Genomic DNA, 26,618 nt, shown 5'->3' on the forward strand with positions numbered 1-26,618 from the left:
GCTGTGATGCGGCGCTTGATCTGGCTCTCGGTCGTCGCAGCGTTCGCGATCTGCTATCCGCTGCTGCTGTCCTCGCCGTTCCAGCAGCGTCTGGGCGCGCTGGTGCTGCTTTATGCGATTGCAGCGTCCGCGTGGAATATCGTCGGCGGCTATGCCGGCCAGGTCTCGGTCGGCCACGTCGTCTTTTTCGGCTGCGGTGCTTATGCCGCGATGGGATCCTACGCAAAGTTCGGCCTGTCGCCCCTGTTCGGCATCCCCGGCGGGATCGTGCTCGCCGTGGGCTTGGCCGCGATCATCGGCGTGCCGACGCTGCGTCTGTCGGGCCATTATTTCAGTATGGCGACCATCGCGGTCGCCGAGACGATGCGGCTGATCGTGACCAACACCGACTGGCTCGGTGCGGCCGTCGGGCTCTCAGGGCCGACCGTGCCGCGCAACATCTTCGATCTCTCGTTCCTGTCGTCGCTGCCGTATTACTATCTCTTCCTCGCAATCCTCGTGATCACGCTGTTGATCACCTGGTGGATGACCAACAGCCGCATGGGATTTTACCTGCGCGCGATCAAGGACTCCGAGCGCGCGGCGCGCTCGCTCGGCGCGCCCGCCAGTCGCACCAAGCTCCACGCCTACATGCTGAGTGCGGCGCTGACGAGCGTCGCCGGCGCGCTCTATGCCATGATGTTCGGCTTCGTCGACCCCGAGTCCGGGTTCGGGATCCTGATTTCGGTGAAAATCCTGATCATGGCGGCGCTGGGCGGGGCAGGGCTGTTGTTCGGGCCCCTGGTCGGTGCCGCGATCCTGGTGCCGCTGGAGGAGATCTCGAACAGCTGGCTCGGCGGCAAGGGCGCCGGGCTCACCTTCGTGCTCTATGGCGCGATCATCGTGGTGATCGCGCGCTTCCAGCCCGGCGGTCTGCTCAGCCTGTTCACTCGGCGCAGCAAGCCGACGAAGGACACGGGAGCTGGCCATGCTCCTTGAGGCACGCGAAATTACGAAGGCGTTCGGAAGCTTCAAGGCGGTGGACGATGCCTCCGTGACCTTGGAGCAAGGCGACATCCTCGGCCTGATCGGCCCGAATGGCGCGGGCAAGTCCACCTTCTTCAATTGCCTGACTGGCGATCTCAAGACCACTTCGGGCTGCGTCCTGTTCGAGGGCCGTGACATCACCGACTTCGCGCCGGAGCTGCGCGCCGGGCTTGGGCTCGCTCGAACCTTCCAGGTGCCGCAGACATTTGAGGGCATGACGGTGCTGGAGAACGTCATGATCGGCGCATTCCTGCGCACCTCGCATCGCAAGGACGCCGAGACCAGGGCGCGCGCGGTGCTCGAGCGCGTCGGCATGATCAGGCTTGCGGATGCGCCGGCGCGCTCGCTCGGCACCCCCGGTCGCAAGCGGCTGGAGATCGCGCGGGCGCTGGCAACCGAACCGAAGGTGCTTCTGCTCGACGAAGCCATGGCCGGCCTCAACGCCCATGAGGTGAGGCTCGCCATCGACCTCGTGCGCGACATCCATCGTTCCGGCATCACCCTCGTGATCGTCGAGCACATCATGGAAGTGATCATGTCACTCGCCAGCCGCGTGATGGTGTTCCACCAGGGCAAGGAGATCGCCCGCGGATCGCCGCGCGAGGTCACATCCAACCCGGCGGTGATCGAGGCCTATCTCGGCAAGCGTGCAGCCAAGGCAGCGGCCGGCCACACGCCGGTCGAACTGATGGGCGGGCCGGACCTATGAGCGGGCCGTTGCTGCGGATCGAGCACCTCGAGGTGCGCTACGGCGATCTCATCGGCGTGTCCGACGTCTCGCTGGAGGTTCCTGAAGGCAGCGTCGTGGCGCTACTCGGCTCCAATGGCGGCGGCAAGACCACGACGCTGAACGCGATCGCCGGCCTCATTCCCGTGCATTCCGGATCGATCCGCTTTCGCGGCGAGGATATCGCCGGCGAGAGAGCCTTTGCGATCGTGCGCAAGGGGCTGGCGCTGTCGCCAGAAGGCTGGCGGCTGTTCGTGCAGCAGAGCGTCGAGAACAATTTGATGCTTGGCGCAACGCCGCTGCGCGACAAGTCGCGCCAGGCCACGCTGCTCGAACGTGTCTACGAGATCTTTCCGCGCCTGAAGGAGCGCCGCAACCAGCGTGCCGGCACCATGTCCGGTGGCGAACGGCAGATGCTCGCGGTCGGGCGCGCGCTGATGAGCGACCCGAAGCTGTTGATGCTGGATGAACCTTCGCTCGGTCTCGCGCCGGCGGTGGTCGAGTCCATGTACGAGACCTTCGGCCGCCTGCATCGCGAGGGCCTGACCATTCTGCTCGCCGAGCAGTCGATCGAGCTCGCACTGGAGGTCTCGGATTTCGCCACGGTGCTCCAGGTCGGCAAGAGCGTGCTATCAGGCACGGCGGCGGCGCTCGCGGAGGATCCGCAGGTGCAGAAGGCTTATCTGGGCGTGGACTGACCGATTTCCGCCTGGAGGCGCCCGGTATCGGGGGCGTTGGGCTGCAATATGGATATGCAACAGTAACGGCGAGGCGTCGCTACTTGATCTTGTCGTAGGCCGCCGCGAAATCGCCGAGCGGCATCGGGATCGCGATCGTTTCCTTCGCCATGTTCTGGAAGGAGACCTTGAGCTGCTTGCCCGACCGCAAAGTCGCAAGCAGGTCCGGCGCGATCGGCGAGGAGGCGTAGCAGCCGCGGTTCTCGCAGGTCTGGATCTGGAGATCGACCGTCTTGCCCTCGTCAACCTGGAGCTTGGCGCCGATGGGAAGGTTGAGGCCAAGCGGCAATTGCAGCAGCGCCACCGGTGTGCGGGTGTCGGGCGCGATGCGGATGTTGATCAGAACGATGGTCTGGCCGGTCTTGGTCAGCACCGCGTTCTGCTCCATCGCGCATTCGAGCGGTGCGTCGCGGCTGACGCTGGTGCAGCGCACGACCCAGCCGGGCTGCTGCGCCGCAGCGCCGTCAGCCTGCGGCTGCGTCGGAGCCGGTGCGGGCTGTGCCGCCGGGGCAGACGGAGCTGCGTTCTTCTTGGCGCCTTGCTGGGCATGCGCGGCACCCGCCGACACCAGGAGAGCGGCTGCTAAGGCGACAAGTCTGGATTGCAAGGGCATGGCAAGACCGCGTTGACGTGAACCGAAGGCCTCGCTGTAACGTCGTGAGGCGCGCGGTGCAAGCTGCTACTCGGCAGCTTCCTTAACGGTGCCGTGCTCGACCGTCTCGTCGCCTTCGCCGCCACCCTTGCGGCCCCAGCCCGAGAACCAGTTGTTGAGCTCGTCGAGATAGAGATAGACGACCGGGGTGGTGAACAGCGTCAGCGCCTGGCTGACGATCAGACCGCCGACCATGGCGTAGCCGAGCGGCTGGCGAATCTCGGCGCCGGTGCCGTGGCCGAGCATCAGCGGCACGCCGCCGAGCAGGGCAGCCATCGTCGTCATCATGATCGGACGGAAGCGCAACAGCGCTGCCTGCCGGATCGATTCCGCCGGCGTCTTGTGCTCGTCGCGCTCCGCGGCGATGGCGAAGTCCACCATCATGATGCCGTTCTTCTTCACGATGCCGATCAGCAGAATGACTCCAATCAAAGCAATGAGGCTGAACTCGAAGCCCGCCGCCATCAGGATCGCGAGCGCGCCGACGCCGGCCGAGGGCAGAGTCGACAGAATCGTGATCGGATGGATGTAGCTCTCGTAGAGGATGCCGAGGATCAGATAGACCACGACCAGCGCGGCGAGGATGAGGAGCGGCACGGTGCCGAGCGACTGCTGGAACGCCTGTGCCGTGCCCTGGAAGCTCGAATTGAGCGTCGGCGGCGCGCCGAGGTCCGCCATCGCCTTCTGCACGGCCTCCGTAGCCTGGCCGAGCGCGACGCCCTGGGCGAGGTTGAAGCTGATCGTGATCGCCGGGAACTGGCCCTGGTGGCTGATCGAGAGCGGGCGAACCGGATCGGTGCTCCAGGTCGCGAAGGTCGACAGCGGCACCTGGTCGCCGGTTAGCGGAGACTTCAGGTAGAGCTTGTTCAGGCTCTCGAGGCTGCCCTGCATCTCCGGCAGGATCTCGAGAATCACCTTGTAGGTGTTGAGCTGGGTGAAATACTGCGTGACTTGGCGCTGTCCGAAGGCGTCGTACAGCGTGTCGTCGATCAGCTGCGGCTGGATGCCGTAACGCGCAGCCGTATCGCGGTTGATCTTGAGCTGAACCGTGGTGCCCTGGGTCTGCTGGTCGGTCGCGACGTCGCGCAGTTGCGGCAAGGTCTGCATCTTGGCGAGAATCTTCGGCGCCCAGTCATTGAGCTCGGCGAGATCGGCGTCCTGCAGGGTGAACTCGAACTGCGTACGCGTCGGCCGGCCGCCGAGCCGGACGTCCTGGGCCGCCTGCATGTAGAGGCGGGCGCCGGACACCTTCTCGAGCTTGGGACGCAGCCGCGCGATGATCTGCTGCGCCGAGGCATTGCGGACGCTGAGCGGCTTCAGCGTGATGAACATGTTGCCGTTGTTGCCGGCGCGGCCACTGCCGCCGATGTTCATCGCGATCGTTGCGACGTCGGGGTCGTCCATTACGATTTTGCCGAGCTCGACCTGGCGGCGCTGCATCTCCGCGAACGAGATGTCCTGGGAGGCTTCCGAGGTCGCCGTGATCAGGCCGACGTCCTGTTGCGGGAAGAAGCCTTTCGGGATCAGCACGAACAGATAGACCGACAGGGCAAGGGTGGCGAAGAAGATCGTGAGCGTGGTGCGGCGCCAGCTCAGGGCATGGTCGAGCACCCATTCGTAGCCGCGCAACATTGCATCGAAGCCGCGCTCGCTCCATTGGTAGAACTTGCCGTGGGTGACCTCGCCATGGGCGCGCAGGAAGCGCGAGGCCATCATCGGCGTCAGGGTCAGCGACACGAACATCGAGACGAAGATTGTCATCGCCAGCACGACGGCGAATTCGCGGAACAGGCGTCCGATGATGCCGCCCATCAGCAGCAGTGGAATCAGCACTGCGACCAGCGAGATGCTGATCGACACGATGGTGAAGCCGATTTCCTTGGAGCCCTTGAAGGCCGCCGCCATCGGCGATTCGCCTTCTTCGATGTAGCGCGTAATGTTCTCGAGCATCACGATAGCGTCGTCGACGACGAATCCGACCGCGATGGTGAGCGCCATCAGCGATAGATTGTCGAGCGAATAGCCGACGACCCACATCAAGGCGCACGCGCCCAGCAGCGCCAGCGGCACTGTGATTGTGGGAATGACAGTCGCCCAAAAACTGCGCAGGAAAATGAAGATGACCATGACCACCAGCGCTATGGTCAGCAGCAGCGTGAACTGGACGTCCTCGACCGCGGCGCGGATCGTCGTGGTGCGGTCGCTGATGAGCTCGATCTTGATCGCGGGCGGGATCGCGGCGACGAGGCGAGGCAGGGTGGCCTTGATCCGGTCGACGGTTTCGATAACGTTGGCGCCCGGCTGCTTGAAGATCACCAGGAACACGCCGCGCTTGCCGTTGGCCCAGGCCGCCTGCTTGGCGTCCTCGGCGCCGCTGACCGCTTGGCCGACATCGCGGATTCGCAAGGGACCGCCATTGCGATAAGCGATGATGACGTCGTTCCAGTCCTTGGCCTGCGTGAGCTGGTCGTTGGCGTAGATCGTGTAGGCGCGCTTCGGGCCGTCGATGTTGCCCTTGGGGCTGTCGACCGTGGTGATCGCGATCTGGCTGCGCACGTCCTCCATCGACAGGCCCTTGGCGACGAGTTTGGCCGGGTCGATCTGGATGCGGATAGACGGTTTCTGCTGGCCCCCGATGAAGACCTGCGCGACGCCGGAGAGCTGGCTGATCTGCTGGGCGAGCTGGGCGTCGACCGCGTCGCTGACGCTGGTCAGCGGCAATGTGTCTGAGGTTGCCGACAGCAGCAGGATCGGCGCGTCGGCCGGGTTGACCTTGCGGTAGGTCGGCGGCGACGGCAGGTTCTTCGGCAGCTGACCGCTCGCGGCGTTGATGGCGCCCTGCACGTCGTTGGCGGCGCCGTCGATGCTGCGGTTGAGGTCGAACTGGATGGTGATCGACGCGGTGCCCAGATAGCTCGTCGAGGTCATCTGGGCGATGCCCGGGATCTGGGCGAATTGCCGTTCGAGCGGCTGGGCCACCGACGAAGCCATGGTCTCTGGGCTGCCGCCCGGCAGATTGGCTGTGATCTGGATGGTCGGGAAGTCTACCTGCGGCAGTGGCGCGACCGGCAGCAGGGGATAGGCGACGAGACCGACGAAGAGAATGCCGGCCATCAGCAGCGAGGTGCCGATGGGATAACGGATGAAAGGTGCCGAAATCCCGCCCGCGTTCATTCCTGTCGGACCTTGTTCTGGGCCGGATCCGTACTCGCCACGGCCGTGGAGACGAGGCTCCCGGGCTGGACCTTGAATTGGCCGCCGGTGATCACTTGCTGCCCGGGCGTCAGCCCTTCGTCGACGACGGAACGTCCGTCGATGCTGTAGCTGACCTTGATCTTGTGCACCTCGGCCTTGTTGTCCTGATTGACAGAATAGGCGTAGAGGCCGTTGGTGGAGTGCTGGACCGCATCATCCGGGACAACGGTCGCATCCTCGAGGGTGCGCACCAGCAGGCGCGTTGACACCGACTGCCCGGGCCACAGCGCGTGGTCCTTGTTGTCGAACACCGCCTTGAGCCGGATCGTGCCGCTGCTGGTGTCGACCTGGTTGTTGATGACCGCGAGTTTGCCCTCGGCCAGCGTCTTCTTGCCGTCGGTGGTGAAGGCGATCACCCTGAGCGCGCCGGCCTTCTGGCCCTCGCTGATATAGGGCAGCTGATCCTCTGGCGCGGTGAAGATCACCGAGATCGGCTCGACCTGCGAGATCGTGACGATGCCGGTCTGCGTCGAGGCGTTGACGATGTTGCCGATGTCGACCTGGCGCAGGCCCGCGACGCCGGTGATCGGCGCCTTGACCTGGGTGTAGTCGAGCTGGGTCTGCGCGTTGGAGATCGCAGCATCATCGGCGGCGATCTGTGCGGTGAGCTGGGCGACCGTGGAGCGCTGGGTGTCGACCCGCTGGGCGGTGGCGAATTCGCCGAGCTTCATGGCGCGCTGGAGCTCGAGATTGGCGTTGGCCAGATTTGCCTCGTCCTGGGCCTTCTTGGCCTTGGCCTGGTCGAGCGTGGCTTGATAGGGACGGGGATCGATCGAGGCGAGAAGCTGGCCCTCCTTGACGATCTGGCCTTCGGTGAAGGCGATCTTGTCGATCTGGCCATCCACCCTGGTCCGGACTTGGACGGTGTTGAAGCCCGCAACCGTGCCCAGACCGGTCAGGTAAACCGGAAAGTCCACCTTCTGAACTGGCGAAACGCTCACGGGGACGGCGGACGGGCGCTGCGGCCCCTTTTGTGCGGTCTGGGTTTTTCCGGCGTCGGGCGAGCCGAATTTCTGCCAACCATAGTAACCTGCGGAGGCCACGGCCGCGATGATCAGAATCCAGAGGATCGGCCGGGACTTTTTCATATCGTCTCGTGTCGGCTCTTATGCCCTAAGCTACGAATTATGAGGCAATCATAGGGTTCCAGGAGGCTTGTATAATACACGCCAAGTTCCAGTGTAAACAGCACTATCGGTTGAGAATCCTAAACAATTGGAAAGCTTTGCACGGGTTAGGCAGCTCCGTGTCACTACGGTGTGCCGTGCTGCATTCCCCCTCAGGAACGATCAGCGTGCAAAGTTTGTGCAATGCTCGAAAACGGTGTGCTCTGGACTGAGCGGCGCCGCGCCTAGGCCGCAAGGCGACGGCTGGCAGGAACGGTTCTAATCGTGCGGAGCTCGTTTCGGTTGTCAGGGAAATCGGCATCGGTCATATCGACGCGCCACAACGGGAGCGCAGCATGGACGAACTGAACGGCAAGCTGATCGCGTGTCAGATCCTGATCACGGGACTGATCGCACGCGTCGCCAACGAGCAGCGTGATCCCTTGCGCTTTCTCACCGAGTTCCGCGACGAGATCAGAGCCGTCGTCAACGGCGTCAACATCGCAGGCATGGACAACAGCGACCGCGTGCGCGCGGTGGCGCGGAAGACCGTCGATGAATTGTTCTCGTTGATGAAGCCGCCAAGCAGCGATTGACCATGCGCCCGCGACCGCCGATTTAGCAGCATTTTCACGCGCTCTTTAGAACGACTCCAATCTCGATTTAGAACGATTTCAAACGGCAGTTTAGAATCGCTTTGATCTGGACTTATTCAAGCGTTCTCGCGGCTTACTCGCATTGACCCGCAATTTTGCGGCCGATACCAACACTCCAATCGCTCATCGAAGTGAATGGGCGAACTGGAATATGGGGCGTGTTTGGTAATGGGGCAGGTGGTCGCACCGAAGTCGTTGCGTTCGGTCGCAGCATTCGATGAAAAGTTCACGAGCGTTTCCGGCAAGAAGGTCTCCGCTGTCGCGGGCCTGATCGCAGCAGCATCGGTGTCGAGCGGCGCGGAGGCGCAGCAGTCGAACCTGCCGCCGGTGACGGTCGATGCGCCGGTCGCGCGTCCGCGCCCGGTGGCTTCGAAGCCGACGGCGGATCAGGTCCGCGCGCGCAATGCGCTTCGCCGCGCCGCGCAGCGGCAGCAGGCGGCGCAGCAGACCGCTCCCACCACGCCGTCCGGCGAGGTTGACCGCAATCCGTATTCGGATCCGGCGGCGCCATACAAGGTCGACCACGTCCAGGCCTCCGGCAAGTTTCCCGAGCCGATGCTGAACACGCCGAAGACCATCACCGTGCTCAGCAAGGAAGTTCTCGAGGACAAGAACGCCACGACGCTGAAGGAGATCGGGCGGTCGACCGCCGGCGTGACGCTGGGTTCGGGGGAGGGGGGCAACGCGTTCGGCGACCGCTTCTTCATCCGCGGCTTCGATGCGCGCAACGACGTCTTCATCGACGGTATCCGCGATCCCGCGGTCTCAATCCGCGAAAACTTCTTCACCGAGCAGATCGAGATCCTGCGGGGCCCCGCCTCGTCCTACGCCGGCCGCGGCACCGCTGGCGGTGCCATCAACATCGTCACCAAGCAGGCGGGCGACGTCAATTTCAAGCGGATGGATACCGAGTTCGGCACCGACAGAACCAAGCGCGTCACGCTCGACGTCAACCAGGTCGTCGATCCGACCTTCTCCGTGCGCGTGGGCGGCCTGTTCCAGGACGCCAACGTCGCCGGCCGCAACTATATCACCGACGATCGCTGGGGTTCTTTCATCTCGACCAAGTACACCCCGACCAATGACATCAAGATCACGACGAACTATGTCCACACCGATCTCAGCGGCTACCCGGATTTCGGCGTGCCCTTCTACAGGCAGGGCAATGTCCCCGTGACGTCGGCGGGCATTCCGCGCGGAAACTGGTACGGCTTTCTCAACCGCGACTTCCAGACGGCGCGGCAGGATTTCGGCACCGGCACGATCGAGTACAAGGTCAACGATGCCATCACGCTGACCAGCAAGGTGCGCGGCGAGCACTCGCTGCTGAATTATATCGGCACGCTGCCGCAGAACCCGATCACGACCAGCCCCAATCCGCTGCTCTGGACCACGACGGCCAGTGCGCAGAGCCGCTACCAGAACGTGGATGTATGGGCCAACCAGAACGAGGCCACATTCAAGCTCAACACCGGCGGGGTCAAGCACACCGCAGTGTTCGGCGTCGAATATGCCAACGAAAACATCTCGATCGACCGTTACACCGGCCTCTCGTCCGAACTGTTCGGCGGCGGCTCGACCAGCAACGGAGCGGTCACGGGGGTCAATCTCTACTCGCCGCAGTACACCTACATTCCCTTCAGCAACACGCCGTCGCTGGTTGGAAATCCGACGCGCTACGGTGTCAACACCAGCAGCGTCTACGTCATGGACACCGCGAACTGGCAGGACACCATCATTGTGAACGGCGGCGTGCGCTACGACGGCTACAGCCAGAGTTCGTCGACCAACGCGGCCTATTTGAAGCAGAATGCCGATCTCGTGAATTACAACGTCGGCGCGGTCTACAAGCCGATGTCGATCGGCAGCCTGTATGCAGCCTATGCGACCTCGGCCAATCCGTTCGGGTCGGAACTTGATGCGACCGCGACCGATTACGGTGGTGTTCCGCCCAACACGGCCGTTTTGCTCGGACCCGAGCGTAACAAGGCGATCGAACTCGGCACCAAATGGGAGCTCGCCGACCGTCACCTGTTGGTAACCGGTGCGCTGTTCCAGACGACCAAGGACAACGCGCGCGAGACCGTCAACAATCTGCTGACCTCGGGCGCTGCCTACAGGATCCAAGGCATCGACATCGAGGCCGAGGGCAAGCTCACCGACCGCTGGAGCATTTTTGGCGGTCTGGTGCTGATGCAGTCGAAGGTCACGCAGAGCGGCGTTGCCTCCAACATCGGTCTGCAGCTCGCCAACATTGCCCACCAGTCGTTCAGCATGCTGACCAAGTACAAGTTCGACGGCGGCTGGGAACTCGGCGGCCAGGCGGTGTACCGCTCGAAGGTCTATGGCGGCACGTTCGCGGCCAACACCAACGAGTTGCCGAGCTACTGGCGTTTCGACGCATTCCTCGAGAAGAAGATCGACCAGAACTGGACCATGAAGTTCTACGCCCAGAACCTGACGAACAAGCTCTATTACGACTCGTTCTATCGCAGTGCCGTGCCCTTCGTGGCGGTCGCGCCAGGGCGGGCATTCTACCTCGTGACGACAGCGAAGTTCTGATCATGCTGACGTGCCTTCCTGGCGTTCTGAGCAAGGATGATGTGGCGGATTTCCGCCGCATCATGGACGTCAGCGAATGGGAGGACGGGCGCTCCACCGCCGGCTCGCAGTCGGCGATGGTCAAGCGCAACGAGCAATTGGCGCCGGACAGCGAGGTCGCGCGCAAGCTCGGCAACCGCATCATTTCGGCGCTGACGTCGAACCCGCGCTTTATCGCGGCCGCGATCCCCCTCCAGATATTCCCGCCGCTGTTCAACCGCTATGCGGCCAGCAGCGGCCACCATTTCGGCCTGCACGTCGACAATGCGATCCGCGGCGACCGCCTGACCGGCCTTCGCATCCGCACAGACCTCTCGGTCACGCTGTTCCTGGCCGAGCCGGAGGAGTACGACGGTGGCGAACTTGTGATCGAGGACAGCTACGGCTCGCACGAAGTCAAGTTGCAAGCCGGGGACTGCGTGCTCTATCCCTCGACCAGCCTCCATCTCGTGACGCCGGTGACCAGGGGAACGCGGGTTGCGTCTTTCTTCTGGCTTCAGAGCATGATACGGGACGATCAAGCCCGGAGCATGATCTTTGACCTCGACACCGCGATACAGGCGCTGGTGGAACGGCTCGGGCGTGACGATCCCGAAACGGTCAAATTGACGGGTATCTATCACAACCTCATTCGCTACTGGGCCGAAGTATGAAGATCATGTCCTTCCAAGCAAGCCTTGCCGCAGCTCTGGTGCTGGCGGCCGCCTGGCTTGCATCCCCCGTTTCTGCCCAGACACAGGCCGCCCCCGCGGCACCCGTCCAGTCGACGGCTCAGCCGTCCGCGGTCAGTCCAGCCCCGGTTGTTGCTCCGCCTATGACGCCCCAAGCTGCCGCGCCCGCGGCTGCAAAGTCCGATACGGCAGCCGGCATCGCGCCCGCCATGAAGGAACTGTCGCCCTGGGTGATGTTCATGTCGGCGGACATCATCGTGAAGGCGGTGATGATCGGGCTCGCCTTTGCATCGCTGATGACCTGGACGGTGCTGATCGCCAAGTCGATCGAATTGTCGATCGCCGCGACCAAGCTTCGCTCGGCGCTGAAGAAGATCGCAGAGGCGCGCTCGCTCGCGGAAGCGCAGATGGCGCTCGGGGCCAAGGAGGGCATCCTGCCGTCCTTCCTGGCGGCGGCGCTGCGGGAGGCGCGGATGTCGGCCGGCCTCTCCAGCGACACCGGCATCAAGGAGCGGGCGGCTTCGAGCTTCTCCGAGATCATGCGTGCGGAGGCGCGGCGCATCCGCGTCGGCATGGGCGTGCTCGCGACCATCGGCTCGACCTCGCCCTTCGTCGGCCTGTTCGGCACGGTGTGGGGCATCATGAACAGCTTCATCGGCATCTCGAAGTCGCAAACCACGAACCTCGCCGTCGTCGCGCCCGGCATCGCCGAGGCGCTGCTCGCCACCGCGATCGGCCTGGTCGCCGCCATTCCCGCGGTCATCATCTACAACTACTTCTCGCGCGTGACGAAGAGCTATCTCGAACTCGTCAGCCGTGCCTCGGGCGCTGCGGGGCGGTTACTCTCGCGCGATCTCGACCGCAGCCACGGCAGCGTGCATTCGCGCGCGGCGGAGTGACCCATGGGCGTCTCGCTCGCAGACAATGATGACGATGACGATTTCGGCGAAACGCATGAAATCAACGTCACGCCGTTCATCGACGTCATCCTGGTGCTGCTGATCATCTTCATGGTGGCAGCGCCGCTGTCGACCGTCGACCTGCCGATCGATCTGCCGACGTCGAGCGCGACACCGCAGAAGAAGCCGGACAAGCCGACCTATCTCAGCATCAAGCCCGATTTGACGCTTGCCATCGGAGAGAACCCGGTCCACCGCGCCGAGTTGATCGGCACCCTCGACGGGCTGTCCGACATGAGCAAGGACAAGTACGTGTTCCTGCGCGCCGATCGCTCGGTGCCGTATGGCGAGTTGATGGGCGTCATGGAGCTGTTGCGCTCAGGCGGCTATTCGCGGGTGAAGCTGGTTGCGCTGGAAGGCGCTCCGGGGGCGCCCGCGGCAGGCGCCGCTCAGCCTTAGAGGCCCGCTATGTCGGACGAGTCCAGACCAGCCCGGACGCTTTGGATTTTGGCAGCGATGGCGGCGCTCGCGCTCCATCTGGGCGGGGCCGCGCTCGCGTTGGCGCACCTGCGGGCCGATGACGCCGATGACGGCCTCGGCGCGGCCGGCGCGGAGTTCGCTGTCGAGATGGCCTCGCCGAAGGCGCCTGACACCGACCTTCCGCCGGGACCGGATAGTGAAGCGATGCAGGAGCAGCAGGCGCTTCCCGAGCAAAAGGCCGAGACCAAGGAAACCGAGCTTCCAAAGGATCAGTCGCAACAGGTCGACGATCCCGATCGGGTCGTCACCGAGAACATTTCGAAGAAGCCGCAGGACGAGGATCCGAAGATTGCGGCGGTCGAAACGCCCGCTGCGGAGGCCTCGCCGAAGTCCGTTGCGACGGCGCGGCAGACGCTCGACGAGGACGCGCGCGAGGCCGAGAAGGCACTGGCGCCCGTGCTGGGCATCGGCAAGGACATTCTAAAGCTCACGGCAGACTGGAATCGCAAGATTAGCGCGCACCTTACGGCCCACAAGGTCAATCCGGAAGGCAAGGAGCCCAACAATCAGAAAGTCAAGGTCAGCTTCGCGATCAACCGACGGGGCAACGTGCTTTCAGTCGACGTTGTCGAGTCGTCCGGGGATGCAGCTTACGATGCGGCCGCGATCTCGATTGTCCGCAAATCCGATCCCATCCCGCAGCCGCCTGCCAGCCTGACCGACGACCGGTTCGAGCGCACCGTCGACATCATCTTCACGCCGCCGGACGCAAGGAAAAAGAAGAAGACGGCTCAGCGCCAGTAGAGCCTGATCCCGACATAGACCACGACCAGGCAGGCGAAGATCAGGGCCACCGGGAGCGGCCGCTTCTGGGTTGCGCCCGCGGTCGCTGCCCGGAAGAAACTGGCCTTCTTCGGCTTCGGTTCGGGGCGGCGGAAAGCGGTAACATTGTCCGCCGCCGGTTCAGCCGCCCGGGGGCGGACGTCAGGTGGAGTTCCCGCGCCGCCCATCTCGGCATAGTAGGCCTTGTAGATGGCGCCGATGGTGGCCTCGGTAGCCTCACCCTCGTTCATCTGCGCCCGCAGGTTCTTGTAGCTCAGGAGGAACTCCTGCGCCTCCGGAGGCAGCGCGGACGACCCGTTGAGCTTGGCCATCATCTTCCAGGTGGCAAAATCGGCGCGAGCGCGGGTATCAGCGCGTCGCGCGATCAGCATATCGGCAGCTTTGACCAAGTCGGCCTCGAGCCCTTCGGCTTGTGTTCGGGTGTGCTGTTCAACTACGTATTGCCGGTCAGAATGAGAACAGCCTGAATCACATAACCGGTCAACGTTCGCAGTATTGCTGAAATAACATCAAGATTTAGACCGAACTGCGAGCCTGCCAGCGGTAGCAGGATCAGCAAGCCGATCAGAATCAGCATCCCGAACGGCTCGAGCCGCGCCAGCGGGAGGGCGAGCGGCCGGGGCAGCAGCCCTACCGCGACGCGCCCGCCGTCGAGCGGCGGGATCGGCATCATGTTGAACACCGCCAGCACCGCGTTGATCAGCAGTGCGTTCTTGAGATTGTCAAAGATCCATTGCGCCGAGTTCGCTGGGGCCCAGGGCAGGGCGTGCAGGGCAAGAGCTGCGGACAGCGCCAGCAGGATGTTGGTGGCGGGCCCGGCCAGCGCCACCCAGACCATGCCGAGTCTGGGGTCGTTGAGCTTGCGGAAATTCACCGGCACAGGCTTGGCATAGCCGAACAGGAATGGCGAATGCGCGAACAGCAGCATCGCCGGCAATATCAGCGTGCCGAACGGGTCGATGTGGCGGAGCGGGTTGAAGCTGACACGGCCGAGCTGCCATGCGGTATCATCACCGAGACGATGTGCGACGAAGGCGTGGGCAGCCTCGTGGAAGGTGATGGCGAGCACCAGCGGCAGCACCCACACCGAGAGGTCATACAAGGAAATGTTCACGGCTCGTCCGTCCCGGTTTGCCTGCGGTCTTGCAGCCGACCCAGCCAACCGGTGGTGCAGCAACGCGTCACCCCAACATAGGGTGGGCGGTCCCGAAATGCCACGCCGCAAATGATCGGCGAGACCAGCGGCCGTGACGTGGAGCCTTGGCGCCGGATGAGCTACGTCGGGATCGTCCCGTCATATCGGATCATGCCGTCCTCGATCGTCACCCAGCCCATCTTTTCGCTGACCCAGATGTGCTCGGTGGGCACAAACGCGTTGCGATCGTCGAAGGTCGCCAGCGCAACGCCAGCCAGCGTGCCGTTGCGCCGCCAGGCGAACAGGCGCGTGCCGCAGCGCTTACAGAACACGCGGTCGATGTTCTCGGACGACGCATAGCGCTCGGTGTCGCCCTCGACAGTCAGTGCGCGCTGGTCGAATTGCGCGCGGGCGAAGTAGGGCGAGCCCATCGCCTTCTGACAGATGCGACAATGGCAGATGCGGACGTTGAGCGGCTCGCCCTCCGCCTTGAACCGCACCGCGCCGCACAGACATCCGCCTTCTCGGATCATGGCTGCCTCAATAGGTTGCCCGCCCACCCGAGATGTCGAACACGGCGCCGGTCGAGAACGCGCAGTCCTCGGATGCGAGCCAGCTCACCATCGCGGCTAGCTCTTCCACCAGCACAAAGCGCGCTTTCGGGATTTTCGACAGCATGAAGTCGATATGCTGCTGCGTCATCTGGTCGAAGATCGCCGTCTTCGCAGCCGCGGGAGTCACCGCATTGACGAGAATGTCGTGTGCGGCCAATTCCTTGCCGAGCGACTTGGTCAGCGCGATCAGGCCGGCCTTGGACGCCGAATAATGCGAGGCGTTGGGATTGCCTTCCTTGCCGGCGATCGAGGCGATGTTGACGATGCGCCCGTACTTCTGCTTGAGCATCCAAGGCACGATCGCCTTGCAGACGATGAAAGGGCCGTCGAGGTTGATGCGCAGAACTTTCCGCCATTCCTCGAGATCGGTCTCCCAGACCGGCTTGTTGACGCCGGCGATGCCGGCATTGTTGACGAGGATGTCGATCTTGCCGAAGGCGGCCAGCGTCGCGTCGCGGGCCTGCTCGACGGCCGCGGTATCGGTGACGTCGACCTTGAAGACGCAGGTGTTATCGCCGATTTCCTTTGCCGTCTTCTCGGCCAGGGCTGCATCAAAATCCCAGATCGCGACCTTGGCGCCGGAGGCGACGAAGCGCTGAACAATGGCGCGGCCAAAGCCCTGCGCGCCGCCGGTGACGATGGCGACACGGCCGTTGAGATCGATCTTGTTCATGCCGGGCCTCTGGCGTCAGAGCATGTAGCCGCCGTCGACCACGAGGTCGACACCGGTGGTGAAGGCGCTCTCGTCGCTGCCGAGATAGACCGCCATGGATGCGATCTCGTCGGCGGTGCCGAGCCGGCCCATCTTCTGGCGGGAGACGAACATCTCCTTGCCCTGCGGCCCTTGCGCTGCGGCACGGTCGAGCATCGAAGGCGTCTCGACGGTGCCCGGGCAGATGCTGTTGCAGCGGATGCCCTTGGTGATGAAGTCGAGCGCGACCGCGCGCGTCAGCAGCGACACCGCTGCCTTCGAAGCGCTGTAGACGTAACGGTTGGCCGGCGGCCGCAGCGCCGCGCAGGAGGAGATGTTGACGATGCTGCCGCCGCCGCCCGCGAGCATGTCCGGCAGGAAGGCCCTGATGGTCCGGTGCATCGACTTGACGTTGAGGTCGAACGAGAAATCAAAATCCTCTTCCGAACACTCCAGGATGGTGCCGTGGTGCACGAAGCCCGCCGCGTTGAGCAGGATGTCGACCTTGCCGACGCGCTTGGCGAAGGCGTTAACGTCGGCGGTGCTGCGCACGTCGAGCTTCGCAGTCTCGGCAATACCTTCCTTAGCCAGGCTCGCGATGCCGCTCTCATTGATGTCGGTGGCGATGACGGTTGCGCCTTCACGCGCGAATGCAATGGCGCATGCGCGCCCGATGCCTGCCGCTGCAGCCGTGATGACGGCGCGCTTTCCCTTGAGGCGGTCTGCCATTTGTATTCTCCTCGATTTTCTCAGTGCCGTAGCCCGGATGAGCGCGCGAGCGCCATATCCGGGAGCGGATGTCCCGGGTGTCGCTCCGCTCACCCGGGCTACGTGTTCCTAACTCAGTGATTATCCCGCGCTACGCCAAATGTGCCGGCGACGTTCTGATAGCGCGTAGCGAGCTCCATGCAGGCACCGGTCGACTGCTGGCCGACGGTGTTGCGATAAAGCTCCTGCCACGGCGTCTGGTTCGGCGGATGCTTGAAGCCGCCATTGGCCTTGAGCTCGGCGTGGCGCTTCTTCACCTCGTCGTCCGAGATGAGAATGTTGGCGCTGCCCTTGTTCAGATCGACGCGCACCTTGTCGCCGTTTCTGAGGATCGCGAGCCCGCCATTGGCGGCGGCTTCCGGCGAAGCATTGAGGATCGAAGGGGAGCCCGAGGTGCCCGACTGGCGGCCGTCGCCGATGCAGGGCAGGGACATGATGCCGCGCTTGATCAGCGCCGCAGGGGGCTGCATGTTCACGACCTCGGCGCCGCCGGGATAGCCGATCGGGCCGGTGCCGCGAATGAACAGCACGCAACGCTCGTCGATCTCGAGTGAGGGATCGTCGATCCGCTCGTGATAGTCCTCGGGACCCTCGAACACGATGGCGCGGCCCTCGAATGCATTGAGATCGGTCGGGTTGCTGAGGTAGCGATCGCGGAACTCCTTGGAGATCACGCTGGTCTTCATGATCGCGGAATCGAACAGATTGCCCTTCAGCACCAGGAAGCCGGCGTCCTTCACCAGCGGCTTGTCGTAAGACCAGATCACGTCGTTGTCGGGTTTTGGCGCATTGGCGCAGTTCTCGCCGATGCCGCGGCCGTTGACCGTGACCGCGTCCTCGTGGATGCGCTTGTGCTTCATCAGTTCGCGCACCACGGCCGGCACGCCGCCGGCGCGGTGGAATTCCTCGCCGAGATAGAAGCCGGCCGGCTGCATGTTCACCAGCAGCGGCACGTCGTGGCCGACCTTCTGCCAGTCGTCGATGGAGAGCTCGACGCCGATGTGGCGCGCCAGCGCGTTAATGTGGATCGGTGCGTTGGTCGAGCCGCCGATCGCCGAATTGATCACGATGCAGTTCTCGAACGCCTTGCGGGTCAGGATGTCCGAAGGCTTGAGGTCTTCCCAGACCATGTCGACGATGCGTTTTCCCGTCTCGTAGGCGATCTGGCCGCGCTCGCGATAGGGGGCGGGGATCGCCGCACAGCCCGGCAGCGAGAAGCCGAGCGCTTCCGCGAGCCCGTTCATGGTCGAAGCGGTGCCCATGGTGTTGCAATGGCCGACCGAGGGAGCCGATGACGCCACGATCTCCATGAATTCTTCATAGTCAATCTCGCCGGCGGCGAGGCGCTCGCGCGATTTCCAGACGATGGTGCCGGAGCCGGTGCGCTCGCCATTGTGCCAGCCGTTCAGCATCGGCCCGCCCGACAGCACGATCGCGGGCAGGTTGACGGTCGCCGCCGCCATCATGCAGGCCGGCGTGGTCTTGTCGCAGCCCGTGGTCAGCACCACGCCATCGAGCGGATAGCCGTAGAGGATTTCGACGAGGCCGAGATAAGCGAGGTTGCGGTCGAGCGCCGCGGTCGGGCGCTTGCCGGTCTCCTGGATCGGATGGGTCGGGAATTCCATCGCAATGCCGCCGGCCTCGCGGATGCCTTCGCGGACGCGATGGGCAAGCTCGATATGATGGCGGTTGCAGGGGGAGAGGTCGTTGCCGGTCTGCGCGATGCCGATGATCGGTTTGCCGGACTGGAGCTCGGCGCGGGTGAGACCGTAGTTCAAATAGCGCTCCATATAGAGCGCGGTCATGCCCGGATTATGCGGATTGTTGAACCATTCCTGCGAGCGGAGGTGGCGGCGAGCGCCGTTGCCGGCGGGGGCATGCCCATTGGTTGGTTTTTTTGTCATTGGTTTCTCCTGCAATGCAAACGCACTGGCGTCCGTTTTATGGTATCGGCTTGTGCGATGCCCAACGGCGCGAGCGACGATTTGCCTGCCCGCTGGCGGGTCGTTTCCTCACAAATCCGATACTAGTCATGGTCACTTGGTAACGCTACCATTTTGTTCGCAACACCCCCGCCTGAAACGGCTGGCCGGTTGTCGGAACGCCGGGCCGACGAGCTTTGCCGCTCGATCACCTTGAAGCCGAGATCGAGCACCGGCTGCTCCGGACGCCGTCCGTCGATCGCGTCGATCAGCATGCTGGCGGCCGTGTTGCCCATCTCGTAGCGGTTGGTGCGCACGCTCGTCAAAGTCGGGACGGCGGAGGCCATGAATTCGAGATCGTTGAAGCCTACGATCGCGATCTGTTCGGGGATCGCGATCTCGCGGCGCCTGCATTCGAACAGCACACCCAGCGCGAGGTCGTCATTGGCGCAGAACACCGCGTCCATGCCGGGCTCCCGCGCCAGGAGATCGGTGAACAGGGCGCCTCCGAGCGTTACCGAGGTCGGAGTCGCCGTGGTGACGACGAGGCGTTGGTCGAACAGTCCGGCGTCTTTCATGGCCGAGACGTATCCGTCGAGCCGGCGCTGCACCCGCGGATCCATCCGTGCGCCGACGAAACCGATCTTGCGGTGACCTTGCGCGAACAGATGCGCAACCGCCGCACGGGCTGCGTCATAGTGCGAAAAGCCGATCATCATGTCGATCGGATTGGGTCCGATCTCCATGATCTGCACGATCGGGCAGTCGGCGGCATCGAGCATTGCGCGCGATTCCGTGGTCTGGTCGATGCCGGTGACGATCAGCCCGGCCGGCTTCTGCGCAAGAAACAGCCGCAGCAGCTTCTCCTCCTGGAGAATACTGTAGCGTGTGTTGGACAACTGGATCGAGTAACGGCTGTTTTCGGAGGCGTCGTAGATGCCGCGTAGCACGTCGGAGAACACGTTATTGGTCAGCGACGGAATCAAGACACCGATCACCTCGGTGCGCTGCGAGGCCAACGCGCGCGCCGCCAGGTTCGGTACATAGCCGAGCTCCCTGGCTGCGCTCTCGACCCGGGTCCGTTTGGCGAGCGACAGCGCCTCGGGATTGCGGAAGAAGCGGGACGCTGTGATCGGGCTGACGCCGGCGAGCTCGGCGACTTCCGCCAGCCGGATTTTGCCTGACTTGGTGCGGTTTCGACCCATTTGCTGCTCTTAACACACTCAATGTCGCAAACAAAGGAACGTTGACAGCGCTACCAGCACGGACTAACCAAAGACAAATTGCCAAAACCGCACAAACTGCCGACAATGTCGCCCGCTAAGGTTGGGCTTCGCTCGGTGAAGTCTGAAAAACAAGACGGTCGCGGCGCGAGATGCGTCGTGGACTTTCGAGGAGGGAGCTAGATGTCGTCTGTGCAAATCCGCGACGTGCGGAAATCGTTCGGCAATTTTGAAGTCCTGCACGGCGTTTCGATTCCGATCGAGGACGGCCAGTTCGTTGTCCTGGTTGGCCCCTCCGGCTGCGGCAAGTCGACGCTTCTGCGCATGCTCGCCGGTCTCGAGAACATCACCTCAGGCACGATCTCGATCGGCGACCGCGTCGTCAACAATGTCCAGCCCAAGGAGCGGGACATTGCGATGGTGTTCCAGAACTACGCGCTCTATCCGCACATGACGGTCGGCGAGAACATGGGCTTCTCGATGAAGCTGCGGGGCGAGAGCACCGAAGAGATCAACAAGCGCGTCAAGCGCGCCGCCGAGATCCTGGCACTGTCGCCGCTGCTCGAACGCTATCCGCGCCAGCTCTCCGGCGGCCAGCGCCAGCGCGTCGCCATGGGCCGCGCCATCGTGCGCGATCCGCAGGTGTTCCTGTTCGACGAGCCCTTGTCGAACCTCGACGCCAAGCTGCGCGTCGCGATGCGCACCGAGATCAAGGAGCTGCACCAGCGGCTGAAGACCACGACGGTCTACGTCACCCACGATCAGATCGAGGCCATGACCATGGCCGATAAAATCGTGGTCATGCATGACGGCATCGTCGAGCAGATGGGTACGCCGCTCGAGCTCTACGACAAGCCCGAGAACCAGTTCGTCGCCGGCTTTATCGGCTCGCCGTCCATGAACTTCCTGAAGGGTCATGTGCGGGTCAACGGCGTTGCGACCTTCGAGGGGCCGAATGGCGTCAAGCTGCCGCTCAGGAACGCGCCGGCGGCGTCCGACGGGCGTCCTGTCGTTTACGGCGTGCGTCCCGAGCATTTCACCATCGCTGACGACGGCGCCGATGCCGAGATCGTCGTGGTCGAGCCGACCGGCTCGGAAACGCAGGTGTTTGCGAAGCTCGGTGGTGAGCAGGTCGTCGCGGTCTTCCGCGAACGTCACCAGTTCAACCCGGGCGACAAGGTCAAGCTGAAGCCCGATCCTTCCGTGATTCATCTGTTCGACGAGGCGACGGGCAAACGCGTATAGCGACGCCAAAGAACTGCCAAGCAGAACTGCCCCAATACAAGACGACCCAATACAAATATAAAATTTAGGGAGAGAACGATGAGCGATTTCGACAGGCGAAGTGTGCTTAAAGTCGGTCTGGGCGGCGCGGCGCTGCTGGCCGGCCCGGGCATTGTCCCGGTACGCGCGGCGGAGTGGACCAACACGCCCGAGCCGAACGCTTCCATCCGCGTCTTGCGCTGGAAGCAGTTCATTCAGGCCGAGTTCGACAAATTCGCCGAGCAGACCAAGGCGTTCTCCGAGAAGACCGGCGTCAAGATCAAGCTCGAGGCCGAGAGCTGGGAGGACATCCGCCCCAAAGCCGCGGTCGCCGCCAATGTCGGCGCCGGTCCCGACCTGATCATCGGAACGCTCGATGATCCCCACAAATTCCCGGAAAAGCTGATCGACATGACTGACGTCGCCGACTATCTCGGCGCGCAGTATGGCGGCTGGTACCCGGTTGCCGAACGCTACGGCAAGAAGGGCAACAGCTGGATCGCCATTCCGCAGGGCGCGACCGGCGGCTGCCTGAACTATCGCGTTAGCCACGTGAAGGCCGCCGGCTTCGATGAATTTCCCAAGGACACTGCCGGCTTCCTCAAGCTCTGCCAGGCGCTGAAGAAGAACAACACGCCGGCCGGCTTCGCGCTCGGCCACGCCACGGGTGACGCCAACGGCTGGTGCCAGTGGGCGCTGTGGGCCTTCGGCGGCAAAGTCGTCAATGAAAAGAACGAGGTCGTGATCGACTCGCCGGAGACGATCGCCGCGCTCGAATACGTCAAGCAGCTCTACGAGACCTTCATCCCCGGCGTGCTGTCGTGGAACGACTCGAACAACAACAAGGCGTTCCTCAACGGCGAGCTCAGCCTGACGCTGAACGGCATCTCGATCTGGACCGTCGGAAAGAACTCGACCGATCCGAAGCAGCAGGAGATCGCCAAGGACATGAACCACGCGCCGATGCCGATCGGTCCGGTCGGCGTGTCGACCGAGCAGCAGAACGTGCTGGTTTATTACGGCTACAAGCACTCGAAGTATCCGAAGGCGGTCAAGGAATACATCAAGTTCATGATGGACAAGGCGAACTACGACGCCTGGGAGGTCTCCTCCAACGGCTACGTGTCGCCGCCGCTTCCGGCCTACAACGACAACCCGGTGTGGACGTCGGATCCGAAGATCACGCCGTATCGCGACTGCCTGAAGCGCTGCCGCGACAACGGCTATGCCGGCGATCTCGGCTATGCCTCGGCCGCGGTGATGGGCGACTTCGTCGTCGTCGACATGTTCGCCGAGGCGGCGTCGGGCTCGGTGACGCCGAAGGCGGCAGCCGCACGCGCAGCCGAGCGCGCCAAGCGCTACTATCAGGTCTGATCAGCTCCAATCTACGCGGCATCCGGTTCGCCGGACGCCGCGACTTTTCGTCGAGGGGAATCCGACATGGCAGTTATGGCCGAGTCCACTGTCGCGCAGGCCAAGCGCAGCAGCTTGTGGACCAGAGCATTCGAGAGCCGGCATTTCCTCGGCGCGATGTTCATGGTGCCGGCAATCGCCATCCTCATCCTGTTTCTGGCTTACCCGCTGGCGCTGGGCTTCTGGCTCGGCATGACCGACACCAAGATCGGCGGCGCCGGGCGCTACATCGGCTTCCAGAATTTCGTCTCGCTGGCGAAGGACTCAGTGTTCTGGCTTTCGGTGTTCAACACGATCTTCTACACGGTCGCCGCCAGCGCGGTGAAATTCGCCATCGGCCTTTACCTGGCGCTGCTGCTCAACGAGCGGCTGCCGATGAAGTCGATGATCCGGGCGATCGTGCTGTTGCCCTTCGTCGTGCCCACAGTGCTCTCTGCGATCGCGTTCTGGTGGATTTATGACAGCCAGTTCTCGATCATCTCCTGGGTGTTGATCAAGGCCGGCCTGATCACGCGCTATATCGATTTCCTTGGCGATCCCTGGAATGCGCGCTGGTCGGTCGTCGCCGCCAATATCTGGCGCGGCGTGCCTTTCGTGGCGATCACGCTGCTGGCGGGATTACAGACCATCTCGCCCTCGCTCTATGAGGCCGCCAATCTCGACGGCGCCACCAATCTGCAGCGCTTCCGCCACATCACGCTGCCGATGCTGTCGCCGATCATCGCGGTCGTGATGACGTTCTCGGTGCTGATGACCTTCACCGACTTTCAGCTCATCTACACCATCACGCGGGGTGGACCGATCAACTCCACCCATCTGATGGCGACGCTGTCGTTCCAGCGCGCCATCACCGGCGGCAATCTCGGCGAGGGGGCGGCGATCTCGAACGCGATGATTCCGTTCCTGGTCGCGGCGATCCTGCTCAGCTTTTTCGGGCTTCAGCGTTCCCGCTGGCAGCAGGGCGGGAGGGACTGACCATGACCACGGCAGACGACCAAAGCGTCGGAATGGACTATCTCGAGAGCTTCCCGCGGAAGTTTTTTCGGGTCTACCTTCCGCTCGGCCTGATCATCTTCTTCCTGCTGTTCCCGTTCTACTGGATGGCGGTCGCGACGTTCAAGCCGGACGCGGAGATGTACGACTACGAAAAGTACAATCCGTTCTGGATCGTGCATCCGACGCTGGAGCACATCAAGAAGCTGTTCTTCGACACCGACTATCCGCTCTGGATGTGGAACACCGTGATCGTCTCGGTGTCCTCGACCTTCATCTCCCTGTTCGCCAGCGTCTGCGCCGCCTATGCGATCGAACGCCTTCGCTACAAGGGCTCGCGCTATGTCGGCCTTGCGATCTTCCTCGGCTATCTGGTGCCGCCCTCCATTCTGTTCATTCCGCTGGCGGCGATCGTGTTTCAGCTCGGGCTGTTCGACGGCAATTTGGCGCTGATCCTGACCTATCCGACCTTCCTGATCCCGTTCTGCACCTGGCTCCTGATGGGCTATTTCCGCACCATCCCCTATGAGCTGGAGGAGTGTGCGCTGATCGACGGGGCGACGCGGCTGCAGATTCTGATGAAGATCACGCTGCCGCTTTCGCTGCCGGGCGTGATCTCGGCGGGCATCTTCGCCTTCACGTTGTCCTGGAACGAGTTCATTTACGCGCTGACCTTCATCTCCTCGTCCGAAAACAAGACGATCCCGGTCGGCGCGATCACCGAGCTCGTCAATGGCGACGTCTACCACTGGGGGGCCCTGATGGCGGCGGCTCTGACCGGCTCGGTTCCCGTAGTTATCCTTTATTCCTTCTTCGTGGAGTATTATGTGTCGGCGATGACCGGCGCCGTGAAGGAATGATCGCGGGGCCTGCCTCGAGAGCGCGCCAGGACGAATTGCCGAAATCGGCGCGTTCCGGCCAATAAAAAGGAGTAGGCTCTTGCACATTCTGGTTCTGGGCGCCGCCGGCATGGTCGGCCGCAAATTGTGCGAACGGTTGTCGCGCGACGGCCGGCTCGGCAAGAGCGACATCACCAAGCTGACCATGCATGACGTGGTCGAGCCGAAGGCGCCCGAAAGAGCCGGTTTTGCCGTCGAGACCGTGTCGAGCGATTTCGCCGTGCCGGGTGCGGCCGAAAAGCTGATCGCCGGCCGTCCGGACGTGATCTTTCATCTCGCCGCGATCGTCTCGGGCGAAGCCGAGCTCGATTTCGACAAGGGCTACCGCATCAATCTCGACGGCACGCGAATGCTGCTCGATGCCGTCAGGCTTGCAGGCGGCGGCTACAAGCCGCGCGTGGTCTTCACGTCCTCGATCGCGGTGTTCGGCGCGCCGTTCCCCGATGCGATCGGCGACGAGTTCTTCCACACGCCGCTTCTGAGCTACGGTACGCAGAAGGCGATCGGCGAATTACTGCTGGCCGACTATTCCCGCCGCGGCTTCCTCGATGGCATCGGCATCCGCCTGCCGACCATCTGCATCAGGCCCGGCCTGCCCAACAAGGCGGCATCGGGCTTCTTCTCCAACATCCTGCGCGAGCCGCTGGCCGGCAAGGAAGCGGTTCTTCCCGTGTCCGAGGACGTCCGCCACTGGCATGCCACGCCGCGCTCCGCCGTCGGCTTCCTGCTGCATGCCGGCACCATGGACCTCGCCGCGGTGGGGCCGCGCCGTAATTTGACCATGCCGGGCCTGTCGGCGACGGTTGGCGAGCAGATCGCTGCGCTGAAGCGCGTCGCCGGCGACAAGGTCGCCGCCCGCATCAAGCGGGAGCCCGATCCCTTTATCGTCGGCATCGTCGGCGGCTGGCCGCGCAACTTCAATGCAAAGCGGTCGCTCGAGCTCGGCTTCACCACTGCCGAGAAGACTTTCGACGACATCATCCGCATTCACATCGAAGACGAGCTCGGCGGCAATTTCGTCGCCTGATCTCTGACTGAGCGGGTAAAGTGATGGCGAGCGTTGCTTGCATCGGCGAATGCATGGTCGAGCTCCGGCAGGCCCAGGGTGGACAATCCGCCGGACCTTCCAGCGGGCAGGGCGGGGGCCTCTACTCGCGTGGATTCGGCGGCGACACCCTCAACACGGCCGTTTACCTCGCGCGGCTCGAGATCAAGGTCGATTATTTCACCGCGCTTGGCGACGATGCCCTGAGCGATGAGATGATCGCGGCCTGGACTGCGGAGGGCGTCGGCACGAGGCGCGTCGCGCGGCTGCCGGGCAAGCTGCCCGGCCTCTACATGATCCAGCTGGATGCGAAGGGAGAGCGCCAGTTCTTCCACTGGCGCGACAGTGCGGCGGCGCGCCAGCTGATGAACCTGCCGGAGACGGACGATCTCCTCAACTCGCTGATGAGCTACGACATCGTCTATCTCTCTGCGATCACGCTCTCGATCTACGACGCGGCCGGGCGCGAGCGCCTGTTCGCGGCGATCAAGCGCGCGCGTCTGCTTGGCACCCGCTTCGTGTTCGACACCAATTTTCGCGCGCGGGGATGGCCGGATCGTGAGGTCGCGCGCCAGGTGTTTTCAGCGGCCTTCGCGGCAGCCGACATCGTGCTGACCTCGACCGAGGATCTGCTCGCCCTCTATCCCGGTGAGAGCCACGAGCAGTTGATGGCGCGCATCCCAAGCTCCGAGCTGGTGTTCCGGCTCGCCGAGCCGGTCAGCCTGCTGCGCTTTCCCGGGGGGCCCTATGAGGTCCGCGCGGAGCCCATGACTAAACCCGTGGTCGACACCACCGCGGCCGGCGATAGCTTTGCGGCGGCCTATATCGCGGCACGGCTCGCCGGTTCCGACCCGGTCGAGGCCGCCCAGGCCGGGCACCGCCTCGCCAGCCTCGTCATCTGCTATTCCGGCGCCATCATTCCGGGTTATGCCATGCCGCCGAAGAAACGGCACCGGCCGGCGACCACGCGTCAAGCGACCAAGTGAAACGAAAGCCAAG

Annotated in this window: 25 protein-coding genes; 15 read left to right on the forward strand and 10 right to left on the reverse strand. The window is 63.5% G+C overall.

Annotated elements, in window-relative coordinates; translation table 11 throughout:
- Window positions 1-6: 6 nt before the first annotated feature.
- The 3 genes from AC0L23_RS06760 to AC0L23_RS06770 are packed head-to-tail and all read left to right on the forward strand — an operon-like array spanning window position 7 to window position 2,451.
- Window positions 7-978: a branched-chain amino acid ABC transporter permease gene (locus tag AC0L23_RS06760; protein WP_085352789.1), complete on the forward strand. Its 972-nt coding sequence runs from the start codon at window positions 7-9 to the stop codon at window positions 976-978.
- Entirely contained in the window at window positions 968-1,735 is a 768-nt protein-coding gene (locus AC0L23_RS06765) for an ABC transporter ATP-binding protein (protein WP_018459263.1), read from the forward strand. The genes AC0L23_RS06760 and AC0L23_RS06765 overlap by 11 nt, the downstream gene beginning before the upstream one ends.
- Window positions 1,732-2,451, forward strand: coding sequence for an ABC transporter ATP-binding protein (locus AC0L23_RS06770; protein ID WP_085352790.1), 720 nt, complete (start codon window positions 1,732-1,734; stop codon window positions 2,449-2,451). The genes AC0L23_RS06765 and AC0L23_RS06770 overlap by 4 nt, the downstream gene beginning before the upstream one ends.
- Before the next feature lie 79 nt (window positions 2,452-2,530).
- Here AC0L23_RS06770 and AC0L23_RS06775 read toward each other — a convergent pair whose 3' ends face one another.
- The 3 genes from AC0L23_RS06775 to AC0L23_RS06785 form a co-directional block, all read right to left on the reverse strand.
- Window positions 2,531-3,103 carry an invasion associated locus B family protein gene (locus AC0L23_RS06775; protein WP_085385622.1) on the reverse strand — a complete coding sequence of 191 codons (573 nt, stop codon included), beginning with the start codon at window positions 3,101-3,103 and terminating at the stop codon, window positions 2,531-2,533.
- A 66-nt stretch (window positions 3,104-3,169) separates the two neighbouring features.
- Window positions 3,170-6,316: an efflux RND transporter permease subunit gene (locus AC0L23_RS06780; RefSeq protein WP_018459260.1), complete on the reverse strand. Its 3,147-nt coding sequence runs from the start codon at window positions 6,314-6,316 to the stop codon at window positions 3,170-3,172.
- Complete coding sequence (locus AC0L23_RS06785) at window positions 6,313-7,485, reverse strand: efflux RND transporter periplasmic adaptor subunit (RefSeq protein ID WP_085352791.1); 1,173 nt, start codon at window positions 7,483-7,485, stop codon at window positions 6,313-6,315. Before AC0L23_RS06785 ends, AC0L23_RS06780 begins: the two co-directional genes overlap by 4 nt.
- A 374-nt stretch (window positions 7,486-7,859) precedes the next feature.
- On the opposite strand from AC0L23_RS06785, the gene AC0L23_RS06790 reads away from it, so the two are divergent.
- The 6 genes from AC0L23_RS06790 to AC0L23_RS06815 all read left to right on the forward strand — a co-directional run bounded on the left by AC0L23_RS06790 (window position 7,860) and on the right by AC0L23_RS06815 (window position 13,614).
- Window positions 7,860-8,099, forward strand: coding sequence for a hypothetical protein (locus AC0L23_RS06790; protein ID WP_085352792.1), 240 nt, complete (start codon window positions 7,860-7,862; stop codon window positions 8,097-8,099).
- A gap of 228 nt (window positions 8,100-8,327) precedes the next feature.
- Complete coding sequence (locus AC0L23_RS06795; protein WP_085362163.1) at window positions 8,328-10,721, forward strand: TonB-dependent receptor; 2,394 nt, start codon at window positions 8,328-8,330, stop codon at window positions 10,719-10,721.
- Between the two features lie 2 nt (window positions 10,722-10,723).
- Window positions 10,724-11,413, forward strand: coding sequence for a Fe2+-dependent dioxygenase (locus tag AC0L23_RS06800; protein ID WP_085352794.1), 690 nt, complete (start codon window positions 10,724-10,726; stop codon window positions 11,411-11,413).
- Entirely contained in the window at window positions 11,410-12,330 is a 921-nt protein-coding gene (gene exbB, locus AC0L23_RS06805; protein ID WP_085352795.1) for a tonB-system energizer ExbB, read from the forward strand. Before AC0L23_RS06800 ends, exbB begins: the two co-directional genes overlap by 4 nt.
- 3 nt (window positions 12,331-12,333) lie before the next feature.
- Window positions 12,334-12,789 (forward strand): TonB system transport protein ExbD, encoded by a 456-nt coding sequence (exbD, locus tag AC0L23_RS06810; protein WP_018459254.1) that lies wholly within the window; start codon window positions 12,334-12,336, stop codon window positions 12,787-12,789.
- 9 nt (window positions 12,790-12,798) lie between these two features.
- The gene (locus AC0L23_RS06815; protein WP_085352796.1) at window positions 12,799-13,614 is read left to right on the forward strand and encodes an energy transducer TonB; all 816 of its coding nucleotides are present in this window, start codon (window positions 12,799-12,801) and stop codon (window positions 13,612-13,614) included.
- Here AC0L23_RS06815 and AC0L23_RS06820 read toward each other — a convergent pair.
- From AC0L23_RS06820 to gntR, 7 genes are all read right to left on the reverse strand, one after another.
- On the reverse strand, window positions 13,602-14,024 hold the full coding sequence (locus tag AC0L23_RS06820; RefSeq protein WP_085352797.1) for a hypothetical protein: 423 nt from the start codon (window positions 14,022-14,024) through the stop codon (window positions 13,602-13,604). The two genes, AC0L23_RS06815 and AC0L23_RS06820, sit on opposite strands and share 13 nt — an antisense overlap.
- A 62-nt stretch (window positions 14,025-14,086) precedes the next feature.
- Window positions 14,087-14,767, reverse strand: a complete 681-nt coding sequence (locus AC0L23_RS06825) for a site-2 protease family protein (RefSeq protein WP_026233763.1) — start codon at window positions 14,765-14,767, stop codon at window positions 14,087-14,089.
- A gap of 161 nt (window positions 14,768-14,928) precedes the next feature.
- Window positions 14,929-15,321, reverse strand: a complete 393-nt coding sequence (locus AC0L23_RS06830) for a GFA family protein (protein WP_085362164.1) — start codon at window positions 15,319-15,321, stop codon at window positions 14,929-14,931.
- A gap of 7 nt (window positions 15,322-15,328) precedes the next feature.
- Window positions 15,329-16,075: an SDR family NAD(P)-dependent oxidoreductase gene (locus AC0L23_RS06835; protein ID WP_018459249.1), complete on the reverse strand. Its 747-nt coding sequence runs from the start codon at window positions 16,073-16,075 to the stop codon at window positions 15,329-15,331.
- A gap of 15 nt (window positions 16,076-16,090) precedes the next feature.
- The gene (locus AC0L23_RS06840; RefSeq protein ID WP_018459248.1) at window positions 16,091-16,822 is read right to left on the reverse strand and encodes an SDR family oxidoreductase; all 732 of its coding nucleotides are present in this window, start codon (window positions 16,820-16,822) and stop codon (window positions 16,091-16,093) included.
- A gap of 113 nt (window positions 16,823-16,935) precedes the next feature.
- Window positions 16,936-18,765 (reverse strand): IlvD/Edd family dehydratase, encoded by a 1,830-nt coding sequence (locus AC0L23_RS06845; RefSeq protein WP_085352800.1) that lies wholly within the window; start codon window positions 18,763-18,765, stop codon window positions 16,936-16,938.
- 122 nt (window positions 18,766-18,887) lie between these two features.
- The gene (gene gntR / locus AC0L23_RS06850) at window positions 18,888-19,988 is read right to left on the reverse strand and encodes an HTH-type transcriptional regulator GntR (protein ID WP_085352801.1); all 1,101 of its coding nucleotides are present in this window, start codon (window positions 19,986-19,988) and stop codon (window positions 18,888-18,890) included.
- A gap of 201 nt (window positions 19,989-20,189) precedes the next feature.
- Here gntR and AC0L23_RS06855 point away from each other — a divergent pair, with 201 nt between their 5' ends.
- The 6 genes from AC0L23_RS06855 (at window position 20,190) to AC0L23_RS06880 (ending at window position 26,605) form a co-directional block, all read left to right on the forward strand.
- Window positions 20,190-21,251 carry an ABC transporter ATP-binding protein gene (locus AC0L23_RS06855; protein WP_007592328.1) on the forward strand — a complete coding sequence of 354 codons (1,062 nt, stop codon included), beginning with the start codon at window positions 20,190-20,192 and terminating at the stop codon, window positions 21,249-21,251.
- Window positions 21,252-21,329: 78 nt separating this feature from the next.
- A complete protein-coding gene (locus tag AC0L23_RS06860) occupies window positions 21,330-22,643 on the forward strand; it encodes an ABC transporter substrate-binding protein (RefSeq protein ID WP_018459245.1) in 1,314 nt (437 codons plus the stop codon).
- 66 nt (window positions 22,644-22,709) lie between these two features.
- Window positions 22,710-23,657 carry a carbohydrate ABC transporter permease gene (locus tag AC0L23_RS06865; RefSeq protein WP_007592324.1) on the forward strand — a complete coding sequence of 316 codons (948 nt, stop codon included), beginning with the start codon at window positions 22,710-22,712 and terminating at the stop codon, window positions 23,655-23,657.
- 2 nt (window positions 23,658-23,659) lie between these two features.
- Entirely contained in the window at window positions 23,660-24,535 is an 876-nt protein-coding gene (locus AC0L23_RS06870; RefSeq protein ID WP_007592322.1) for a carbohydrate ABC transporter permease, read from the forward strand.
- 79 nt (window positions 24,536-24,614) lie between these two features.
- Window positions 24,615-25,601, forward strand: a complete 987-nt coding sequence (gene denD / locus AC0L23_RS06875; RefSeq protein ID WP_018459243.1) for a D-erythronate dehydrogenase — start codon at window positions 24,615-24,617, stop codon at window positions 25,599-25,601.
- 23 nt (window positions 25,602-25,624) lie between these two features.
- Entirely contained in the window at window positions 25,625-26,605 is a 981-nt protein-coding gene (locus tag AC0L23_RS06880; protein WP_085352802.1) for a sugar kinase, read from the forward strand.
- Window positions 26,606-26,618 lie beyond the last annotated feature (13 nt).

The sequence above is a fragment of the Bradyrhizobium sp. MI1.4 genome (genome assembly GCF_055811315.1).